At 67.5% G+C, this 20492-nt stretch carries 17 protein-coding genes and 1 pseudogene; 5 read left to right on the top strand and 13 right to left on the bottom strand.

Annotation, left to right across the window (positions count from 1 at the left end; translation table 11 throughout):
• Positions 1–500: 500 nt before the first annotated feature.
• The 3 genes and pseudogenes from ACFVT2_RS38065 to ACFVT2_RS38055 form a co-directional block, all read right to left on the bottom strand.
• Positions 501–785 carry a transposase gene (locus ACFVT2_RS38065; protein ID WP_390025729.1) on the bottom strand — a complete coding sequence of 95 codons (285 nt, stop codon included), beginning with the start codon at positions 783–785 and terminating at the stop codon, positions 501–503.
• 657 nt (positions 786–1442) lie between these two features.
• Positions 1443–1999 (bottom strand): annotated as a pseudogene (locus ACFVT2_RS38060) (transposase).
• Positions 1996–2535: a winged helix-turn-helix domain-containing protein gene (locus ACFVT2_RS38055; protein ID WP_390025727.1), complete on the bottom strand. Its 540-nt coding sequence runs from the start codon at positions 2533–2535 to the stop codon at positions 1996–1998. The pseudogene ACFVT2_RS38060 and the gene ACFVT2_RS38055 overlap by 4 nt, the downstream one beginning before the upstream one ends.
• A 493-nt stretch (positions 2536–3028) precedes the next feature.
• Between ACFVT2_RS38055 and ACFVT2_RS38050 the strand changes: the two genes are divergently transcribed.
• The gene (locus ACFVT2_RS38050) at positions 3029–5230 is read left to right on the top strand and encodes a PQQ-binding-like beta-propeller repeat protein (protein WP_390025725.1); all 2202 of its coding nucleotides are present in this window, start codon (positions 3029–3031) and stop codon (positions 5228–5230) included.
• Here the strand turns inward: ACFVT2_RS38050 and ACFVT2_RS38045 are convergent.
• The 4 genes from ACFVT2_RS38045 to ACFVT2_RS38030 form a co-directional block, all read right to left on the bottom strand.
• Complete coding sequence (locus tag ACFVT2_RS38045; RefSeq protein ID WP_390025731.1) at positions 5224–5781, bottom strand: transposase; 558 nt, start codon at positions 5779–5781, stop codon at positions 5224–5226. The genes ACFVT2_RS38050 and ACFVT2_RS38045 overlap by 7 nt on opposite strands.
• The gene (locus ACFVT2_RS38040) at positions 5778–6275 is read right to left on the bottom strand and encodes a winged helix-turn-helix domain-containing protein (protein ID WP_390025723.1); all 498 of its coding nucleotides are present in this window, start codon (positions 6273–6275) and stop codon (positions 5778–5780) included. Before ACFVT2_RS38040 ends, ACFVT2_RS38045 begins: the two co-directional genes overlap by 4 nt.
• A 264-nt stretch (positions 6276–6539) precedes the next feature.
• A complete protein-coding gene (locus ACFVT2_RS38035) occupies positions 6540–6713 on the bottom strand; it encodes a hypothetical protein (RefSeq protein ID WP_390025721.1) in 174 nt (57 codons plus the stop codon).
• Positions 6710–7084, bottom strand: coding sequence for a DUF6415 family natural product biosynthesis protein (locus tag ACFVT2_RS38030; RefSeq protein ID WP_390025719.1), 375 nt, complete (start codon positions 7082–7084; stop codon positions 6710–6712). Before ACFVT2_RS38030 ends, ACFVT2_RS38035 begins: the two co-directional genes overlap by 4 nt.
• A gap of 926 nt (positions 7085–8010) precedes the next feature.
• Here ACFVT2_RS38030 and ACFVT2_RS38025 point away from each other — a divergent pair.
• From ACFVT2_RS38025 to ACFVT2_RS38015, 3 genes are all read left to right on the top strand, one after another.
• Positions 8011–9195: an HBL/NHE enterotoxin family protein gene (locus ACFVT2_RS38025; RefSeq protein ID WP_390025718.1), complete on the top strand. Its 1185-nt coding sequence runs from the start codon at positions 8011–8013 to the stop codon at positions 9193–9195.
• Positions 9196–9305: 110 nt separating this feature from the next.
• Entirely contained in the window at positions 9306–10448 is a 1143-nt protein-coding gene (locus ACFVT2_RS38020; RefSeq protein ID WP_390025716.1) for an HBL/NHE enterotoxin family protein, read from the top strand.
• Positions 10445–11035: a hypothetical protein gene (locus tag ACFVT2_RS38015; RefSeq protein WP_390025714.1), complete on the top strand. Its 591-nt coding sequence runs from the start codon at positions 10445–10447 to the stop codon at positions 11033–11035. Before ACFVT2_RS38020 ends, ACFVT2_RS38015 begins: the two co-directional genes overlap by 4 nt.
• 85 nt (positions 11036–11120) lie before the next feature.
• Here ACFVT2_RS38015 and ACFVT2_RS38010 read toward each other — a convergent pair whose 3' ends face one another.
• The 4 genes from ACFVT2_RS38010 to ACFVT2_RS37995 form a co-directional block, all read right to left on the bottom strand.
• Entirely contained in the window at positions 11121–12239 is a 1119-nt protein-coding gene (locus tag ACFVT2_RS38010) for a hypothetical protein (protein WP_390025712.1), read from the bottom strand.
• A 165-nt stretch (positions 12240–12404) separates the two neighbouring features.
• Complete coding sequence (locus tag ACFVT2_RS38005) at positions 12405–13448, bottom strand: XRE family transcriptional regulator (protein ID WP_390025711.1); 1044 nt, start codon at positions 13446–13448, stop codon at positions 12405–12407.
• A 450-nt stretch (positions 13449–13898) separates the two neighbouring features.
• Complete coding sequence (locus ACFVT2_RS38000; RefSeq protein WP_390025709.1) at positions 13899–14183, bottom strand: hypothetical protein; 285 nt, start codon at positions 14181–14183, stop codon at positions 13899–13901.
• A gap of 1606 nt (positions 14184–15789) precedes the next feature.
• Positions 15790–17784 carry a Gfo/Idh/MocA family oxidoreductase gene (locus ACFVT2_RS37995; RefSeq protein WP_390025707.1) on the bottom strand — a complete coding sequence of 665 codons (1995 nt, stop codon included), beginning with the start codon at positions 17782–17784 and terminating at the stop codon, positions 15790–15792.
• Positions 17785–17948: 164 nt separating this feature from the next.
• On the opposite strand from ACFVT2_RS37995, the gene ACFVT2_RS37990 reads away from it, so the two are divergent.
• On the top strand, positions 17949–18638 hold the full coding sequence (locus ACFVT2_RS37990) for a class I SAM-dependent methyltransferase (protein ID WP_390025705.1): 690 nt from the start codon (positions 17949–17951) through the stop codon (positions 18636–18638).
• Here ACFVT2_RS37990 and ACFVT2_RS37985 read toward each other — a convergent pair.
• Positions 18611–19450, bottom strand: a complete 840-nt coding sequence (locus ACFVT2_RS37985) for a hypothetical protein (RefSeq protein ID WP_390025703.1) — start codon at positions 19448–19450, stop codon at positions 18611–18613. The genes ACFVT2_RS37990 and ACFVT2_RS37985 overlap by 28 nt on opposite strands.
• Positions 19451–19484: 34 nt before the next feature.
• Positions 19485–20459 carry a TauD/TfdA dioxygenase family protein gene (locus ACFVT2_RS37980; RefSeq protein ID WP_390025701.1) on the bottom strand — a complete coding sequence of 325 codons (975 nt, stop codon included), beginning with the start codon at positions 20457–20459 and terminating at the stop codon, positions 19485–19487.
• Between the last annotated feature and the right edge of the window lie 33 nt (positions 20460–20492).

The following is a 20492-nucleotide window of genomic DNA, read 5'->3' as shown; positions in this document are numbered from 1 at the left end:
CAACAGCCTGCTAACCCGCACCGCGCCGAATACGTACAAGATCACGCTGCCCGACAATTTGACACCGCCAACGGCCGCTTAACTTCGTGGCATTGGATCATCGCCGCCCACACCCAACTCCGCCTCGCCCGCCCCCTGGCCGACGACCTCCGCCGCCCCTGGGAAAAGCCTCTGACACAAGAACAGCTCGCCCCCGGCCGGGTCCGCCGCGGCTATCCCCGCATCCGACGGATCCTGGGGACCCCCACCAGAGACCCGAAAGCCACCCGCCCCGGCCCCGGCCGCCCACCAGGCCGCACCACCACCCCCGCACCCCGCCACCCCGTCGGCAAACATCCCCAGAAAAGGGACACCCCTCGACCCTGAGGGACGAGGGGAAACCTTTAATTCCAAGCTCAGGCCAACTGCCGCACTCACGAGCCAACTGGAGCGCTGAAGGAAACGACCCCTTGTCGAGAGTCTCGTCGACTGTCTTCGCCCAGATGAACGGTCGCGGGTACCTATTCCAGTCGACCAGCCATACACCGGACGTCGCGTTCAAGAACCTGGATCGAGCGGTGGATGCCGCGCTTGCACCTCTCCTGTGTGAGTTCGGTGAACCATCGCTCGACCAGGTTCAGCCACGACGAACTCGTGGGTGCGAAGTGCAGGTGAAAGCGCGGAAGCGCCAGCAGCTGCTTCCTGACCTCGGGCGTTTTATGGGTGGCGTAGTTGTCGAGGATCAGGTGCACTTCGAGGGCCCGAAGCTCAATATCGAGCCTTGCCAGGGACTCCTTGAAATCCACGCTCCGGTGTCGGCGGCGTTAGGAATCCGATGACCTTCCCTGTCGCCACTTCCAATGCGGCGAACAAGCTGGTGGCACTGGCCAGGACACAATCTCGGCTGCGACGTTCGGGAATGCCGGTCCACATCGACAGGACCAACTGGGACCTGTCCAGCACCCGGATCTGCGACATCTCGTCCGCACGCAGGACCAGGGCCTTCTCCGGCGGGCCGAGACAGAGGCCGACCACATCGCGGACCTTATCGATGAAACGGCCAGTCAGTGGACAACTTCAACGACTGCGTGCGGCGCCAGGACGAACGCCCGCCAGATCCGCGAGATGGCCGACTGCAAAACCCCCCGTGGGCGCGACCATCGGCCAGTTCGACTACGGGTGGCGTTATCCGGCGGCCCCTCGAGCGCTTGACGATCACACTCTCGATATCGGCGTCGATGCCTTCCGTGGAACACCAGGCCGCGGCTCGTCGCACAAGCCGTCCAGACCACACTCCAGGAAACGTGCCGCCAGGTGTGGACCATGTCCGGGGCGATCCGCAACCGGCGCGACACGTCCGCGATCGAGTGCCCGCTCAGTACTCGATCCCATCAGCCCCCGATTCATTCCACACGCAGCGACTAAAAGTGACACATAATCAGATTTAGATGATGGGGCGTCACCTACTGAGGTTTTCGGTGTGTTGTCGGGTGTCTGTTGCTGGTGGTGAGGCCTGTCTCGGTGAGGCAGCCGTCGATCAGGCGGGTCCGGTATTGGATTTGTCGTAGGCCGCGGCGGAGGGTGCGGGTGAGGTGCTCGTTGTCGGCGAATGCGACGTTGGCCAGTGGACCGCGTCGCAGGAGTGACCAGATCCCTTCCACGGGGTTCAAGTCGGGCGCGTATGAGGGGAGTTGGAATACGGTGAGCCGGTCATGCTCGGCAACGTATTCGCGCATGTCTGCCGTCAGGTGGGTGTTTAAGTTGTCCCAGATCAGTATCACGGGCCCGCCGAGCTGGATGTGGGCTCGCCGGACGAGGTCTCGGTAGTCGGTCCAGTCGAAGCTCTTGCGCTCGTTCTTCCGCCTTCGGTAGTGGCGGGGTTGGTAGATCAGCCGGGACGCTTGCCTGACTTGTAGCAGCACCGGGCGGCGATGGACCAGCGTCGCCAGGACCGGCCGCGGACCCGCACGACGGGCGTCCGACCACGTGGACCCCAGGTGTTGGCACGTGGCGGCGTCATCGAGAATCCCGCTTCGTCTTCGAAGACGATCCAGGCGTCGAGCGCCGCCGCGATGTTTCCACGAGTGGCCATACCTCCTTCTTCCACAGTTGGACTGCATCCTCGTTGCGTTCCAAGGCGCGTCGGGAGGGGGCCTGCCAGGACCAACCGTGGCGGTGCAGAAGCCGCCACACGGCGGCCACCGAGCAGGTGAGGTGGAAGTGCCGGCCGATCACGGTCTGGACTCTGGAAAGGGTCCACCGCTGGTCAGCCCAGCCATGGACTGCGGGACCCTTGGCCAGTTCTTCCTCCAAGCGGGCGAACTGGCTGTCCGTCAGCTTTGGGCGTCCTGGTGATCCTCGTGAAGCCAGTCCTTGCTCGCCGGCTTCGTGCCATATTCGTCGCCAGCGTTCCACGGACCGCTCGGTGACCCGCAGTTCTTTCGCGATGTGCGAGTTCTTCTCACCGCGGGCGAAGCGGCCCGCAGCCTCCAGCCGGATCTGTTCGCGGGCCTGCCGCCGTTCGGCGTTCAGGCCACCCCCTTGTGCGTATCGCATGGACATGGCGTACCGCAGGGATCACCAGTCGTCACCAACGACTTCACGCCGAAAACCTCAGTAGGTGAAGGTCCGGTGTCGTGCCGCGTGGGGCTGGTAGCACTCGGATGCGGCGCGTTTTGACGTGACGGATACCGAATGGGCTTTGATCGAGCCGCACCTGCCGGTGACAGCCACCGGGCCTTTACCCCGACGGGTGCGCGACCAGTTCAGCGGAGTGCTCTGGCTGTTTGGCTCCCCGGAAGCGTCTGTACCATCTCGTGGTACGCCATCGGCGACCCGGTCGGCGAGGGTCCCGGGCGCTTCGGGTACAACATTGTTCGCAGAGGAACGCGGCGGCATCACGGGTTCCGTCACGGTGCGTGTCCCCGGCTGTCCGCCGGTGGTTCTGCTGCGGAAACTGCGGGGGCGGCTGTCGGCCGCGGGTCCGACGGGGGTCGGCGGTGCGTGCTTGGGGGCGTGGTGCCGGGTGGGGTACGGAGGGAGACAGGTTGTGCGCGTTATCGCGGACAGGTACGAACTGGTGGCGTTCGTCGGCCGGGGCGGCATGGGAGAGGTCTGGGAGGGCCGGGACCAGGTCATCGGGCGCCGCGTCGCGGTCAAGCTGCTGCCGGACCAGAATCACGGCACCGCGGCCGATCTGTTCTTCCGCGAGGCGCGCACCGCGGGCGGCCTGAACCACCGCGGCGTGGTCACCGTCCACGACCTGGGCCGCGACCCGCGCGACGACACGCTCTACCTCGTCATGGAGTACGTGGCAGGGCGCAACCTCGCCGACGTGCTGCACGAGGACGGCCCGCCGCAGCCCGCGACGAGTGTCGAATGGGCCGCCCAGACCGCCGCCGCACTGGCCGCGGCGCACGACGCGGGCGTCGTGCACCGGGACCTGAAGCCCGCCAACCTCATGCTCACAGGCGGCGGTGAGGTGAAGGTCCTGGACTTCGGTATCGCCCGCTTCATGGCCGCCACCGACAAGGCCAGCCAGGTCATGGGCACCCTCGCCTACATGGCCCCGGAGCGGTTCGCGGAGCACTCCGGCGACGCCCGCAGCGACCTGTACGCGTTCGGCTGCGTCCTGCACGAACTTCTCACCGGAGAAACGCCCTTCAGGTCGGGCGACCCGGCGTCCGTGATGATGGCCCATCTGAACAGGGCGCCTGACGCGCCGAGTTCGCTGCGCGCCGGGCTTCCCGTCGGCCTCGACGCCCTGGTGCTGCGGCTGCTCGCGAAAGAACCGGCCGACCGCCCGCAGTCCGCAGCCGCCGTCCACGACGAACTGCGCTCCCTGGACCTGGCTTCCGTACAAGTGAGGACGCTCACCGAGAGGGCTCCCGCCGCTCCCTCCCGGCCCTCGACGGCGCCCGCCACGGCTCCTGCCGCCCCCGGTACTCCCCCGGCCCCGGCCGGCGCGCCGCCGTATGGGCAGAGCACCCCCGGACAGCCACCCGCGGCGCACCAGTTGCCGACACAGACGGCCGCTCCGTTCGTCCCCGGGGCCACACCGGTTGCAGCGGGCGGGCCCCCGGCCCCGGCCCTCAGCCGTCGCCGCGCCCTGCTGCTCGGCCTGGGCGGAGCGGCGGCGCTGGCGGTCGGCGGCACCGCACTCGCCACCCTGCGCCCCGGCGGCGACAAGGCCCCGCCGAAGCCCAAGGTGCACCCGTGGCAATACGACGCCAAAGAGCACAACGACGGGATCCCGACCAAGCTCACGGTGACCGACGGTGTCCTGTATGTCGTCACCAGCTCCACGGTCATCGCCCTGGACGCGCGCACCGGAGACAAGCGTTGGGTCGGTCCCTCCGACTTCTCCCCGCAGCTGCCCGCGGTCGCCGACGGGACGGTGTACGTAGGCGGCTTGGGCGGCGACTCGGGCTTGTGGGCGCTGGACGCGCACGGCAGGAAGAAGTGGACGTTCCCCAGCACGGACCTGGTGGACAGCAGGCCCGCCGTGAGCGGCGGAATCGTCTACTTCAGCAGCCGGGACAAGCACGTGTACGCCGTGCACACGGACAGCGGGCGGAAGGTGTGGAGCCATCCGTTGGGGGACAAGATCAGCTTCCCTCCGACGGTGGCCGACGGCACCGTATACATCGGCTGTGACGGGCAGGACAAGGCCCTCTACGCACTGGACGCGGCCAGCGGCGCCAAGAAGTGGGCCTTCCCCGTCGGCGACGGTTACGGTTTCGCCGCCGAGTACAACGTCAACCCGACACCCGTCGTGTCCGGCGGTCTCGTGTACGCCATCGCCGCCGACCAGACCCTCTACGCGATCCACGCCGACAGGGGCACCAAGAAGTGGTCGATGCCGAACGAAGGGGAAAGCCTCCACCTCGCGGGCGACACGCTCTATGTCGGCAGCGGCAACGAGCTCGGTCTCGTCCACGCGCTCGACCCGTCGACGGGAAACAAGAAGTGGACCCTCGAGAATGACCACTCGTCGCAAAAAGCTACGCAGCTCGCGGTGGCAGGAGGTCTGGTCTTCGTCGGCAACACAGAGGACCCCAAAGGCACCATTCACGCCTTCGACACCGATGACGGCTCCGAGCGCTGGTCCACCCCGACCTCGATCGGCCAATCCAAGGACTGGATGGGCGACGACCTGGTCACGGCGTACGGCTTCGTGTACGTCGGCACCGCGGCCGGTGTGGTGGCCCTCGACGCGGCCACCGGGAAGGCGCCCGCCCTCGTCTACTGACCTTTTCGGGGTGGTGTCGGGGATGGTGTTGTGATCGTGAGTCCGGTTTCGGCGAGACAGTCGTCGAGCAGGTGGGGTCTGCGTTGGATGCAGGCGAGGCCGTGTCGGAGGGTCCGCGTGAGGTGGTCGGGGTTCTCGAATGCGACGTTGGCCATGTAGCGCCTGCGCAGGAGCGACCAGATGCCCTCGATCGGGTTGAGGTCCGGTGCATAGCTGGGGAGTTGGACGATGGTGAGCCAGTCGTGGCCCTCGGCATACTTGCGCAGGTCGGCGGCCCGGTGGGTGTTCAGATTGTCCCAGACCACCACGATCGGGCCATCGAGCTGGATATGGGAACGCACGAGCGGGTCTCGGTAGTCGGTCCAGGCGAAGCTCTTGCGGGCGCCTTTGAGCGGCATGTGGAACCGGGGCCGGTAGATGAGCCGGGATGGCTCGCCGGGCTTGTAACAGGCCGCGGCGGCGAGGGAGATACGACGCCTGGAGCGGCCGCGGACCCGCACGACGGGAGTATGTCCACGGCGGCTCCAGGTATGGGCGGTAGGCGGCGTCATCGCGAACCCGGCCTCGTCCTCAAAGACGATCCAGGCCCCGAGCGCCGCCGCGGTGCTTCCACCTGCGGCCACACGTCCTTCTTCCACAACCCGACGGCGTCCTCGTCCCGTTCCACAGCCCGCCGGGCCGGGCTCTGCCAAGACCAGCCGTGCCGATGCAGCACGCGCCACACCCCGGCAACCGAGCAGACGAGGCGGAAACGGCGCTCAATCACCGCGCGCACCCGCTCCAGCGTCCAACGCTGGTCCTGCCAACCATGAGCCGTCGGCTCCCGGCCGAGCTCCACCTCCAACAGCGCGAACTGCTCGTCCGACACCTTCGACGCCTTCGGCGGACCGACCGAGCGCAATGCCTCGACGCCGCCTTCCCGCCAGGCCCGACGCCAGCGCTCCACCGAGCGCTCGCTCACCCGCAGATCCCTCGCGATCACCGACCTCCGCTCACCCCGGGCGAACCGCACGCCAGCCCCCAACCGAACCTGCTCACGCTGCACCTGCCGCTCCGCGGTCAGGCCCCCTCCCTGCGCATACCGCACACCATCGGCATAGCGCAGGGACCAAGAACCGTCACTACCCGACACCACCCCGAATAGGTCAGCAGTCGTTGCCGTCGCCCTTGCCGGTGCCGCCACCGTCGCTGAGGCGGTCCTGGGTGCGGGCGGCCTTCACCGCGCGCTTCGCCACGATCAGGTTGTCCATCTCTGAACTCCTTCTCTCTTTGGTTCTCCCGCCGCGGTTCAGCGGGAAGCTCAAGGGGCCTACGGCGCCGGCTCGATGTAAGGGGCGGAGACCGGGGCGGCCACGGCGTGGGCGCCGTCGGACTGGAGGGTCAGCACTGCCAGCAGGGTCAGGCCGGTGGCGGTGCCGGCCAGCCACAGCCGTTCCAGCCACACCTCCAGCCGCGGCCCGCCGATGCGGTGACGGCCCTTCACTGGCTGCCGCCCGCCGCGTCGCGGTTCAGGTGCCGGTCGATGTGCAGCGCACACCGGGCCAGGCCCTGCAGGCGGTGGGTGGCCGAGACCAGCCCATTGCCGGGGTCGGCTCGCAGTTGAAACTCGGCGCCCGCGATGGCCTGACTCCAAGCGCCGCCTGCCTGGTGCTGCGCACTGACGTGCTCTTTGGCCTTCTCGACGAGCGGGGCGAGGTGCCCTTTGAGGGTGTCGATCAGCCGGAGGACTTCGTCATAGGGCGGCAGCGTGGTTCTGGTGCGCAACGCGGCGGCGATGTCGGCCTGGAGTTGGGTGCCCGGGCCGGCGCCCGCGGTGGGCAGGGACGAGGCAGTGGGGATGGGGGTGGTTGCCATGGTGCGACTCCTCGAAGACGAAGGTGCTCACCCGCCGCCCGGGGGCAAACCGGGGTCAAGAAGAGGCCGGTCTCTGCGTGACCCTGGCGGCACAGACGAGTCAACCGCCGCAGCAACGAGCAGGTCCGCGCAACGGTCTCGGTGTGCCGCGGCTCGGTGCCGATGCCCAGCATCTCCCAGACTTGCTTCGCGCGGAGCCCGTGCCCGGCTTGCTCGAAGGCTGCCAGGACCTCGCCGTAGCCAGGCGGCAGCGGCTCAGGCGGCTCGATGCCGACCTCGGCGGCCAGTTCGAGCACCGTCGCGCGGGTGATGTCCAGGCGTTCCAGGGCGTGTTCGGCAGCGCCGAGCTGCTCGGTGAGGAGCGCGATCTGTCCACGCAGCTGCCCGGCCGTCTCCCGCACCAACCGCTGCCGGGCCTCGGACTTGTCCAGGAGATGCTTCACTGGCGCTCCCTCGAACCGGACGACCGGCCTTCAGGCCCGATGCGGTCCGCTGAACCTCGCAGAACCCCCAGTCAGACCCGCCACGCAAGTACACGTTCCCTGACGGGGGAGCAAGACTGCTTCCCCGCCAAGTCGGCACCGTGGAACACGTGGTACGGGGGTGCAGCTGGGAACGTGAGTTGCGGTCGCAGTGCGTTCTGGCCTGCTGGTTGCCCCGAGCACGGCCCTCGGCTCTCGCGGCAAGGATGCCCGCCTGGCCACGGCAGGTTAGTAATTGCGCCAAGAAATACGCTCTCGTGATGGTGTTTCCGGCCCGGCAAGCGGACCCCGCCGAGCGGCCCGTCGTGGGTTTGCGCCGAATCCTGTTGACCGGAAGTCCTCGCCTCGACGGGGGCCGAAAGCGCTCTGCCGAGCATTCGTCACCTGCTGTGAGGCTTGCTCCATTCGGTCGGCAGATAGCCGCCGGGGAACGGAGAGACCACGATGGCAGTCGCATTCGCCGATGCCCTGAAGGCTTCGCACGGTCCGGGTCTGGCGGTGCAGACGTTCACGCAGATGGTGGCCAAGCAGAGCAACATGGACACCAAGACGCTCAAGGAAAACGACAAGTTCAAGGACGAGCTGCCGACCGATCAGAAGCACGTTGTCGACGACGGCCTGGCGGCGCTCGATCAGATCAACACGCACCTCGGCAAGGCCCGGAGCCACGCCACTGACTGGAACACCGACCCGAACCTGCTCCAGGGCATGATCGGGACCAACGAGAACATCTACGGCCACGGTGACCTCATCAGCGCGGCCCTGAGCGAGCTGCCTGCCGCGTTGCAGAAGGCCAAGGAGAGCGGCGACGATCAGCAGAAGCGCAGTGCCCTGAGCGAAGCTCAAGATCAGCTGAAGACCATCGAGCAGGACGTCGAGTCCTACCTGGAGTCCGTGGAGAAGCTCGTCAAGCGGCTGGGGACTTTCCAGGCGGACATCGAGGCGGACTACCGGGCCTTCGACGGGGACAACACCAAGGTCGTCGCACTCCTCAACGGCGACACCGGACTCCTGAACACGATCTCCAGCGAGATCGACGCCCTGCACTCGGCCATCGCGAAAGACAACGCGATGATCGCCGGTGGCGCGGTCATGATCGCTGCTGGTGTCATTGCCGGCGTCGTCGGCGGCATCCTCATCGCGACCGGGGTGGGAACGGGTGTCGGACTTACTGTAATCGCCGGCGGAGTCCTCACCGCGGGCGGCGGCGTGGCGATAACCACCGTCGCGGGCATCGACCTCAAGAAGAAGCAGGGCGAGCTGGCCTCGGCGGAGACAGAGCTGCATGTCCTGCACGCGTGCGTGACGTCCTTCAACTCCGCCAAGTCGGTGCTCGGTCAGCTCAGGGACGCGGCAAAGAACGCGGCGGACGGCGCCAGCCAGCTGCGTGCCGCGTGGGGCGGGCAGCAGGCGGCCCTGCAGCAGGAGCAGCACGACATCGAGGCGGCCCTCAAGGCGGGTGGTCCTCAGATCGACCTCGCGCTGACCAAGGCCATCGACTTCACCAAGGCTGCCCTGAAGGAGTGGGCGGTGGTGCAGAAGAACGCGGGCAACATCAGGACCGCCCTGACCGGTCTCGCGGACGAGCCGAAGACGCACGTCCCGGCCGTGGAGCTCCAGGCGGCCTGACCGCTCCCTGGGGAGTGCGTCGCAATCTGACCGCTCCCCAGGTTGTACGGCTCTTTCTCCTCTTCCCAGGAAGTACACGCATGCCCCGGACCTCCAAGAGCTCGCCACCCGTGCAGTCCGCCCTCCTGGGCTCCCACGCTCCCGCGCTCGCGGTGCAGAGCCTGATCGAGTGCATTGAGCTGGTCTATCCCCTGCAGTTCGCGGACCTCAAAGACCTCCCCCAGGTCCGGACGGAGCTGGAAAAGCTTGACCCATCAGTGGCCGACGAAGCGGTGACGGCGCTGAGCGGTATCGCCTCGCATACCCGCACTGCGCAGCAGCATGGGCAATTCTGGCGGAACCGTCTCCTGCAGCTGTTCCAGAGCACGGCCTCCGACGTCCGCGGATATGCCGAGCTGTTCGGCGTGGCGGCCGACGAGGTCAACCGGCAGCTCAAAGCCGCTGGTTCCGATCCCGGTAGGCAGCGCAAGGCACTGAGCGATGCCCGTGACCAGCTGTCCATATTGCGGGACGATGTCAGTGACAGCCGAGAGGAACCTGCCCGCAATCTGCGCACGGACCTCACGAACTTCGCCGTACTGGTCAACGGGGACAGCGCCGCCTTCGGCACCGACCGGCAGACCGTGGAGAAGGCCATCACCGGCCAGGGCGGCATCATCGAGAAGCTCAAAGGGTGCCTCGACGCGCTCGGCAGGCAGCTGACGGACGACCTCGCGAAGATCGCCCAAGGCGCGATCGAGGTAGGGGAGGGCATCGTCCTCATCGTGATCGGCGGCATCTTCACCGTCGCCGACGAACCGGACGCAGGGATCGGGTTCATCAACGCGGGTATCGGCCGGCTGAAGGACCACAGGGGACACACGGTCAGCGATGTCGACCTCAACAAGGAGAAGAGCGAATTGCTCAATCTCCAGCAGGGACTGTCCGTGCTCCAAGCCTCCATCGCCTCGTTCAGCACGGCCCAGCAGGCAGTGGCCACCTTCGCCGACAGCAACCACAGCAGTGTCACGGGAGCCGACGGCCTTATCGGCATGTGGGACGCCCACGCCGAGGCCCTGGACGCGCAGATGAAGGCGATCGACGACCCGCACGCCGATCCGGCCCAGCTCGTCAAGGACGTGAGCACGTTCTTCGACACCGCGTTGGCCGACTGGCAGGCGGGGCAGAAAACCGCGAAGTTCATCCTGGACGGCCTGGGAGGCATCCAGGACAACGTCGACATCACCCGCGTCGACCGGCAAGGAGCCGCATGAGCCAGACACCCCTGCTGACCACGCTCGACGCCGCGGTCGCCACCACGCAGAAGGTCCTGCGCACGTACCTATGGGACGTCAGTAGCACGGTCGTCGGCAGTCCGGCGGCGGATACCATGAACAAAGACGTCCGGTGCGTGAGCAGCTACCTGTGCAATCTGACGCAGTGGATCAAGGACGCCTGCGGGAATCTGCGGGCGACGCCCTTCGCCGACCTTCTCGACCGGAAGGACATCGATGGACTCAAACAGCATATCCAACCGGTGCTGCGCGATTTCGACGACACCCAGCCCAACGCGAAGATCAGACTGCTGCACAGCTATCTCGGGCAATTCGGCGACGAGAAGTCAGCCCTGAGCAGCGAAACCCCGCTCGACAAGTTCAAGGGCGACTGGCAGGCGTGCGTCACGGCGGCCGAGGCCGTCTCCACCGCGCTGACCCCGTTGTACACCGCAATGTACGGCATGGGCGCCGCCGCGAAGGAAGCCCTGCACCTGGCAGGAATGCCGTCCGGCCACGCCGGGGCACTCAACGAGTGGAAACGCACGATGGACTACGCGACGAAACTCGTGGGGCCGGCAGCCTGAAGCGGGCCCGGGGCAACCCCAACAGGCCGCCCTGATGGGGCACCCAGGGCCACCACGAACCATTTAGCCGCTCGAACCTGCCATGTCACCAGGCGCCGGTGTGGGACGTCGGCATGCTGCCAATGAGGCGGGCGAGTTCGGTAGCCGTATAGGCCCGGTCGAAGCGGTCCACGTCGGCCAGGAGCGCAAGGGCGAGGTCGTGGAGGACGAGGGCGTGCTCTTCCCGCGTTCCGTGCCAGTGCTCAACGGACAGCATCCACGGTGCGATGCCCGGGAACCGGTCGGTGCCGCCCGCCTCGCGGATCAAAGACTTGGAGAACTGGGCTCCGGTATCGAACAACGCCAGCGGGGTGAAGATCCGTGTCGGCATCCGGATGGGCGCGGTGGCGAGCACGGCGTGGGCCCGGTCGAGCAGGGGGCAGGCCGTCGCCCAGTCACTGCCCTTGACCATGACGCGGAGCATCCCGCGCTCGTGGGCGAGCACACGCTCCTTGACCAGGTTGCGGTGCAGATTGTCCAGACCGATATAGGGCCCGGCCCCGGCTTCGACTCGGGCATCGAATGGCCCGTGCGCATGGCAAGCACCTCGGAACAACGCGAAGTCGTCTGCCCGGTCGACCAAGCGGACATCTCCGTGATCGGTCTGGGCCCATCCGCAGGCGGGGCAGGGCACCCGCACCGGAGCCACTCCTGTGGAAGGTGCCAGCCACCATGCCAGATCGCGTATCCGGGCGAGAGTGTGCAGGAACTGGCAGCGGAAGTCGCGGTGGGCCTGGAGCTCGCTGTAGGTGTCCACGGCGTACCCCACTCCGGTCTTGTCAGCGAGGACATCGAACAGGGGCCGGTAGTAGGAGTCGAACCTAGCGGCGACTCCCGCCGGGCCGAGAGCGTGGAAGCAGCTGCGCTGATACGCGGAACCGGACAGATCGTCCCTCAAGCTCTCGTGGACGGCATTGTCCAGGAGGTGGAAACGCACCTCAGTCGGCAGGCCGAACACAGCGCGAGCCTGCTCCGCCAGGAGGAACGCGCAGGTCTGCGCCAGATGCGTGCCCAGATGAGGCGCAGCGTTGATCTGCGTGCCGACCACGAACTCAACCGCTTTCGGCGACAGCGCGCGTACCTGCGGTACGAGAACATCGACCATGCGTCCGATGGTGGCCGACAGCGGCGTCGCCGCCTGCTCCCGAACAGTGTCTCGACCCATGACAGGCCATCATGCCGACCGATGCCGTCCGAACCGGCTCCGGGTCCACAGCAGTTCGCACTGCGGGCGCCCGGGCTTGTCCTCTGCGCATGATGAAGATCAAGAATGGCGCCGGCTGGCGACGGTCAAAGATCGCGCCGCTCCCGCTGGCGGGACATCGGCCGCTCAGGTCAGGGCAACACCCGCGCGTCCGGCGAAGTTGCGGATGCCCGGCAGGCTGCGGTCGTGCTGGAGGAGGCCGCCGGCCAGGTGCCGGGCCGCTCCGCGTCGGATCTCCTGCGGGCCAGCACGCTCGGCAGCCAGGAGTGCGCGGTAGCAGTGCTGAGGCTTGCCCCACTGCTCGAAGCAGCGGGCCACGTCGATGAAGAACCGGCCCTGGCGCTCCGCGGTCGGCAAGGTGGTGGGGGCGATGGTCTTGACCAGGTCGATCGCTTGGCCTGCGTCGCCGAGCAGGTAGTGGACCGACAGCTGGTGCAGCAATACCTGCTGAAGCCCGGCATCGATGCGGTCCTGCGGAACCGTCCGGCCGGCCCGGGCGGTTTCGGCGGCCTCGGCGATCAGGGCGGTCGCACTGGCCCGGTCGCCACTCTTGGCCGCCGTGTAGGCGGCGGTCGCCAACAGCGTACTTCCCCCGGCCAGCCGCTCCGGCTCGGGCGCACTGCGGTCAGCTCGAAGATCCTGTGCGGCCCGCACCGCGATGTCCGTGGCCCGCGCGAGATGGCCTTGGCGCCGCCAGGCGCTGGAGACCATCCGATGGGCCTCGGCGATCGTGAGCGCGTCCCCGCCGGCTCGTGCGGAGTTCATCGCGCGGTCAGCGGTGATGGCGACGAGTCCGTCCTCGCCGAGCTTGATGCACAGCCGGGCGGCGATGTTGTAGAGGTCGGCGACCGCCGTGGCCGCCACCTCCGCCGGCTCAAGGGTCTGAGCACGGGCGATCTGGCCGGGCAGGGTGCGCGCCAGCGTGTCGTAGCGGGCGGCGCGGAAGTGTGCGCGCGACTGCTTCACCGCAGCGGCGACACCAGCTGCGGAGATGTCGCCGCCCGAGGGCGCGGCGGCCGTGCCGTACAGCAGGAGGTCTTCCAGCGGCGTGAGGGTGTTGGCCTGCGCCGGTGAGGCGCCGGCCAGGGGGGTGAAGACCGCGGCCGCAGCGGCCAGAAGTTCACGGCGTCGCACCTCGTCGCCCTCCTCCACACCAAGATTGCCGACCACCTACTGGAGGAAGGCCCCCTACGAGGCGATCTTGACAGGTGCTGCGGAGGTGGTGCGGCAGCCAGGAGGTCGGACAGCGAGACGTTGAGGGCGTCGGACAACTGGCGTACCGTTCCCAGGCTGTTGACCGGGATCATGTCCCGCTCGACCTGGGAGACCCAGCTTTCGGAGCGGTCGATCATCGGCCAGGTCCCGCTGCGGCCAGCCTTTGCGTCTACGGGCCTTAGCGATCAGCTTTCCGAGTGTCAGCTCGTTCCCCGCCACTGCGCACGCCCCCGAGGTTTCGAATCCCATCGCGTGAACACGTCACAGTACTGCCGCAGGAACGGTGGTTGTAGGGGGTATCGCGCCTACAACCTCGCCTGCCTCATCGGCCATTGTGGGAGTCGGAAGGCGTCGCGGCGCTTGAGGGACGTAGCGGGGGCTTTGCGGAGCACAGCCAGGCGTGTACTACCGGGACCCGCACCAGCGGTATCCAGTCCCGATGGAGGAGAGGAAGGCGAGGGCCAGCGCGGCTTGCGGCAGGAGGCCGGCGCACAAGACGATGAGGGCGGCGCGAATCGTCGTGATGGCCAGCCGGGTGCGGGCGTTGCGGCGCAGGTAGGCGAGTTCGTGCTCCAGGATGTACGGCAGGACTGTGCTGCGGTCGCTGATCAGGGGGCCTGTTTGTTCAGCACAGCAGAAGGGCGCTGTCCCAGGCCATGGTGGGCGGGAGGCCGGGCCGCAGCCACGCACAGGGCCACTCCCCGCCGCCCCCGCACCCACGCGGACGAAAGGCGGCGATCACACTGAGGTTGAGTAGCCGCTGCACAGCGCCTACCACCTCGCTCCGCCGACATGTTCTCGCGGACCGTCGCACCCTCCCAGATGACCACAGACCGGGCGCCCTCTGGCTTGAAGATCGCCGCTCGGCTTCCGCGTCTCCGCACGGTCGGCAGGACTGCGAGATGCGCCACCATGCCGGAATGTCGGGCCGGGGCGAGGTGGATGAAGGGCTGCGAATCTCGCGGATCCACTGAACAGTTCGCTGCGCCACTGAACTACCCACTGAACTCTTTACTGCGCTACTGAACTATTCACTGCTGTTCAACATCCACAAACAGCACGGCGGGGCTCCGCCCGAAGCGGGCGACAACGGTGAGTATCGCGACTTGTAAGTACTCTGTCCCTTCCGGTCACCGTGAAACGGAAGACCTGAGACTACGACCCGCCAACCTTCAATCTGCGACACATATGATGACGCGTCACTTGCTCTTGACGAACCGTCACGAAAGTCAGCGTTAGGTCAGCATCCAACCGGCCAGAGGCGGTGAAAGGTGGCGACACGTGCACACGTCCAAAATCCACGCCACACCGCCTCTGAGCTGCAAAGACGCTGGTCAACTCGCCACGTCCACAACACCCCGCCAAACCCGGCGCCTATGGAAGCCGAAGAGGCACGACAAAGCATCGTTGCAGGTCAGAGGCATATTTCGGGTCAGCGAGTCAGTAAAAAGCCAGCGTCGGCGGGGTCGCACCCGGCAACGAGCCGGCTTCCAAGGCATGTACCGACGCCGCGGTCCGAACATCGGCAGCTTCCGGAGTTTCAGCCTGATGCCAGTTGTGGCACCACAGTACATCTGCCTCCGAAAATCCTGGCGTCCCAGCCCTGGGGTCAACTCGGCGATCCAGTCAACCGTTGCCGCCTTTCAGCATGCGGTGTCGTGCCGCCACGAGCCGCCACTCTGACGAGTTCTTCTCCAAGAGAGGCGGCAGGCATCAGGAAGTCCGCCCGTTCGACCGCTGTCGAGCGGCGGGGCGTCAGCCGCTCGCTCCTCGGCCGTTCAGACAGGGGCGGTGCGAAAGAAGCATGCCACCAGGTGCTCCGGGGCTCCGTCGGCACCGTCGCTCCAAGGGAGGGGCAGGACGCGAATGCCTGGCAAGTGGATGCTGTGGTAGGTGGATAAGGGGATCGTTGTGTGCACTGGGCGGGCAGCGAGGAGGACAAGTCCGCCGGGCCGGATAGTTGCCAGTGCGCTCCTGACACCGGCGGTGGTACCGGTTGTCTCAACAACCGCACTTGGTTGAGGGCCGGGGTCACCGCCCGTGCCCAAAGGCGGCAGGGCGAACCGCACCATTCGGGCGAGTATCCCTCCCCCTACTACCCGGACGTCAGCCCGGCCGGCAGCTTCCGCTGCTGCGTGGGCGGTGGTGGCCCAGGCGCGGGCGGCTTGTTCAAGGGCGCCTGGCGTCGGATACCCGTATGCCCAGGTCTCGTCGGCTGCCGGGTCGTCCGCGAACCACACCAGGTCTCCATCTGCCGGGGGCTCGTGGGAAGTACGCCTGATGTGCTGCCAGTTGTTCACGGTGCGCCCCCTTCGAGGAGAGTAGACGGGGAAACAGCACGGCCGAGTCGCGCGGAGGTGTAAGCGGCTTCGACGACCGCCTGGGTGCGCAGTCCGTCCGCCAGGCTGACGTCCACTGGCGAGCCGTCGTGGACCGCTCGCGCGAAGCGGGTGAACGCCGAGGTGCGCAGGTCGATCGCGGTCGGTGCCGTCTCCGCTGTGACGTTCTCCGCGGGTGTGGGTGCTCCGCGGTGGGTGAGCGAGTATTCGGGGGTGAGTTGCACTTCGCCCTTCTCGCCCCAGACGCGGGTCTGCATGCCCCGGCCGCCCACCACGCTGGCGCTGCCGATCAGGGTGGCGACAACGGTGCCGAACCGCAGCACGACGCTGACCACGTCCTCGATTCCGGGGGCTGCGGCCGCCGACGAAGGAGCGGTCTCCGCGTAGACGCGGTCGGGTTCCTGGCCCAGGAGCGCCCGGACCGCGTCGATCTGGTGGATGAGGTTCATGATGAGGAATCCGCCGCCGGCGCGTTCCTTCGACAGGCGCCAGGTGGTGGAGATGCGACCGCTGATGCCACCGAGGAAGTAGGCGGCGGGCTTGTCCGTGAAGTATGTGGTGGCGACGCCTAGTGGCGCGCCGATCTCCCCGTCCGCGATGGCCTCGCGGGCCCGGCAGAACCTCGGGTCGGTGCGGGTCGGGAAGAGGATGCCGGTGCGCAGCTGGCTGGCCTGCGCGCGCTGGAGAACTCGTTGCGCGGAGGCCAGGTCGTGGGCGACGGGCTTCTCCAGGAGGACGTGTTTGCCCGCGGCCAGTGCCTCCGTGAGCAGCGGCTCGTGGGTGTCGTGCGGGGTGGCGATGACGACTCCGTCGACGTCGGGGCGTGCCAGCAGGGACGCGACGGATGCTTCCGGCTGGCCGCCGAACCGGGCTGCGGTCTCGTCGGCGAGCTCAGCGACGGGGTCGTGGCAGGCGGTCATTTCGGCTTCGTCCGCGGCGGCGAGGGCCCTGGCGTCCTCGATGCCGATGTCGCCGCAACCGATCAGGCCGAAGCGCATCGGGCGTGCGACGAGGGCGGGCCGGCCGGGAGTGGGGCGCGGGGTGTTCCAGTGCAGCGCGGCGCTGACGAAGGCCCGCTCTGCGGCGAGGCGCTGGTAGACCTCCGGGGCTTTGTGCGCCGGGTAGTCGGACAGGACGTCCCTGATGGTGAAGCGGCGTTGCGCCAACAGGGAGAAGAAGTGGTCGCTGAGTCGTTCCTCGTCCGCTTCGGTCAGCTGGGAGACGTGAGCGCCTCGCAGGTCGAGCATGCGGTCGTGGAGTTGTTGCAGGGGGACTTCGGCTTCGTCGGTGCGCGGTGATCCGAGGAGTACGACCCGGCCGCCTTGGTCGGCGGCGGCGATGGCGACGGCCAGGCCGGGGCCGCTGTCGGTGGCGTCCACGACGAGCGGGGTACCGCCGTCGAGCCGTCCGGCTTCTTCGAACACGGTGGAGGGTTCGGTGCGGGTGGTCCATGTCTTGGCAGTGGACGCGGCGACCGCACGCACCCGCGATGCGCCTCGGGCCGCGGCCAGGCGGCGGGTGATGATGCCGAGCAGGCCCTGGCCGACCACGGTCACGGGCTCGTCGGCGCGTTGGCCTCCGGTTTCCAGGCCGTGCAGGGCGGTGAGCGCGAGTTGCCAGACCGCGGCGTCGGCCGGCGGGACACGGTCTGGTACCGCGCGCACGTAGCGTGCGGGCACCACGGCGACGTCGGCGTGGCGTGCCCGGCGCACTGCCACCCGGGTGCCCGTGGGCAGTCCTGGTCCGCTGCGCAGCGTCCCGGCGGCCATGTAGCCGGGGCTTTCCGGGAATCGGGAGCCAGCGGTGGGACGGTCCAGCAGGATCGCGCGCTCGGTGCCTGGTGAGAGCACGCTCAGGCTGACATCGACCACGACGTGGCCGGGGCCGCCCGGCGGCTCGCTCTGCTCGACGACTTCGCACCGGCCGGGACCGGGGAGAACCACCTGTCGCATGCACGCCTCCATGGGGAATGCGGTAACACCGATCATCACGGGGTACTGCCATGCGCGCCGTTTTCCAGCGAGAAGGAAGAAACCCGATCGCGAGAATGGTGCCCGAATGCCGAGCCAGGAAGGCAAGGTTGACCGGACGTAATTCTTCGGGCACGGTAAAGCGCATGATTCCTTGGGTGTTGCGTAGGCTGGATTTCGATCCCCGCACCATCTCATTCATCGAGCATGACTTCTCTCGCCTCCTCGCGCGCCTCAGACAACAGCGCCCTCCTCGGGGCTCGGAGGTCGTCTCGTGGTCACCCAAAATCCATTTGGGTTGTGGTGACCGACGTGTTCCCGGCTGGCTCAACTGCGATGTGTCCGGTTCGGAATGCGACATCGACTTGGCGGCCGGCCACATGCCCTTCCCCGATGACTCGGTCACGGCCGTGGTGATGCAGCACGTCGTGGAGCACCTTGAACTGCACGGGCAGCTCATCCCGTTGTTCAGGGAGCTGCATCGCGTCTGTACGGATGACGCCGTGCTCTGGCTCTCCTGCCCCGATCTGGCCAAGGTCTGTGCCGCCTACGCCACTGACCACGGGCAGGCGTTGAAGGAGGACCGCTGCCGTCGCTGGCCCGAGTACTCCCTCGGCGGGGCGCCCGTCCAGCAGTTCATCAACGATCTCTTCCAGGCGCGCGGCAGGCACCGCAACCTCTTCGACCTCGAGCTGCTGACTTGGGCCCTCGGCCAGGCCGGCTTCCTCGCCGTCGAAAGGATCGAGGAGGCCGACCTGCTCGCCGCGCACCCTGGGTTTCCGCCACGACACGACGACGAGCAGTCGCTCTACGTCAGGGTGTGCAAATCCCTGTAGTGGCACCACAGGTCGTAGAGCGGGATCTCCGCCGGGTCCGCCTGGGTCGGTTTGACCGGCTCGGTCCAGTGGACCATCAGAGGCGGCGGCGAGGCCGGGTGCACGACTTCGCCGTTCTTCGCCTGGACGCCGGGAGTCCAGGCGAAGACCTCGGCCGGGACGGTCTGGTCGCCGGTAGTGGTGCGCAAGCGGTGCAGGCTGGTGTAGGGCAGGCCCGACGTGACGATGAGGTAGTTCAGGAACGGCTGTTCGTAGCCGAGTTTCATGTGCGGCGTGAGGTCTCGGGCACCGGGCAGTGCGGCGGTGATTCCGGCCAGTGTGAGCGCTCCCTTCCGGGAGGTGACAAATCCGGTGTTGGCAGCGTATTCGTACTGTTCCTGCGACAGTTTTCCGGCCTGCTTGATGCTTTCCTTCCATGCGCGACCAGGTAGGTTGGACGTGGCGGTCACGAAGTCGTAACCCGCGAGATAGTCGAAGACGAAGTCGATGTTCCGCAGTACCGCGGTGTCGCTGTCGATGTAGAGGAATTCGTCGAACTCCCCCTCCCAGGCGGCGAGTTTCCTGAAGTGTCCCTTTCGTTGCTCGTGGAACGAAAGGCTGATCTCGTCGCACCGGGCAAGAAGTTGTTCGTCCTCCCATACGGTGAACCCATAGCGGTCCCCCAGTGCGGCGATCCGCTGGTACGCGTCGTCGAAGGGGATCAGTCGCAGTGGGATGTCGGGGTTGGTACGGCGGAAGCTGTTGAGGAATGCGGTGACCAGCTCCACCACACGGTCGTTGGCCACGAAGTACACGCCGCGTTTGCCCGGCATGGCGTCTCGCCCCTCTCGCTCGCAGGAGTGTTGGTCAGGACTGGGCGTGAACGGTGAGCGGCTCACCGCGGACGGCCTCGGAGGTGAAGCCGTCCGGACCGACCGGGGGCTCGCCCAGGACGGTCACCCGGTAGAGAGTGCGGCGGTAGTCGGTGTGGTCCAGGTCGGCCGGCTGGAGGTGGGCTACCGCGCGGTTGTCCCAGACGGCGACGTCGCCGACCGCCCAGCGCCAGCGGACGGTGTACTCGGGTCGCCCGATGTGCTCGTAGAGCAGTTCCAGTAGATGGCGGCTCTCCCAGGGCAGCAGACCGAGGAGGCGGGTCACCGAGGCTGGTGGCGTGAAGAGCGTCTTCTCGCCGGTCTCGGGGTGGACGCGCACCACCGGGTGCACGGAGAGCAGGGTGTCCTCGGTGAGCCGGCGGATGACTTCCACGTCCTCCTCGTCGGAGAGCACCAGCTCACAGGCGGCATAGAGGGTGTGTTCCGCGCGCAGTCCGTCAGCCAGGGCCTGCAGTGGGCCGGAGAGCCCTCGGTAGGCCGCGACCAGGTTGGTCCACTGGGTGTCGCCGCCGTATTCGGTGACCACCTCGGAGCGGAGGACGGAGATGGCCGGGGGGTTGACGGCTGCGGCCAGGTCCACGTGCCAGCCCGAGTCGTGGCGCAGTGCCTTGGGCCGAAGCCGCTCCTCGAACCGACGGCCGTAACGGGAGTCCTCCGCATCCGGGTCGACGATGAGGATCTCCGGGTGTCCCTCGGGATGGACCCCGTGTTTGCGACCCGGGCGCCGGGTCAGCACACCGAAACGTCGGCCGAAGGCGATGTGGTCGGCGTGGCTCAGCCGTTGGTCGCGGAAGAAGATCACCTTGTGCCGGAGCAGCGCTGCGCGGATTCCGGCCATCACGGTGTCGGACATCGGTGCGGAGAGGTCCACACCGGCGATCTCGGCGCCGATGTGCCCCGCGAGACGCCGTACGTCGATTCCGGCGACGTTCTGGGTGGCTGTCCCCATCCGTCTTCACTCCCTTCGGTCGCGTTTGCGGTC

The sequence above is a fragment of the Streptomyces sp. NPDC058000 genome, assembly GCF_042886435.1.
In the GTDB taxonomy this organism is placed as follows: Bacteria; Actinomycetota; Actinomycetes; order Streptomycetales; family Streptomycetaceae; genus Streptomyces.
The sequence above is the reverse complement of the archived record's forward strand: the minus strand, read 5'-3'. Positions and strand labels throughout refer to the sequence as shown.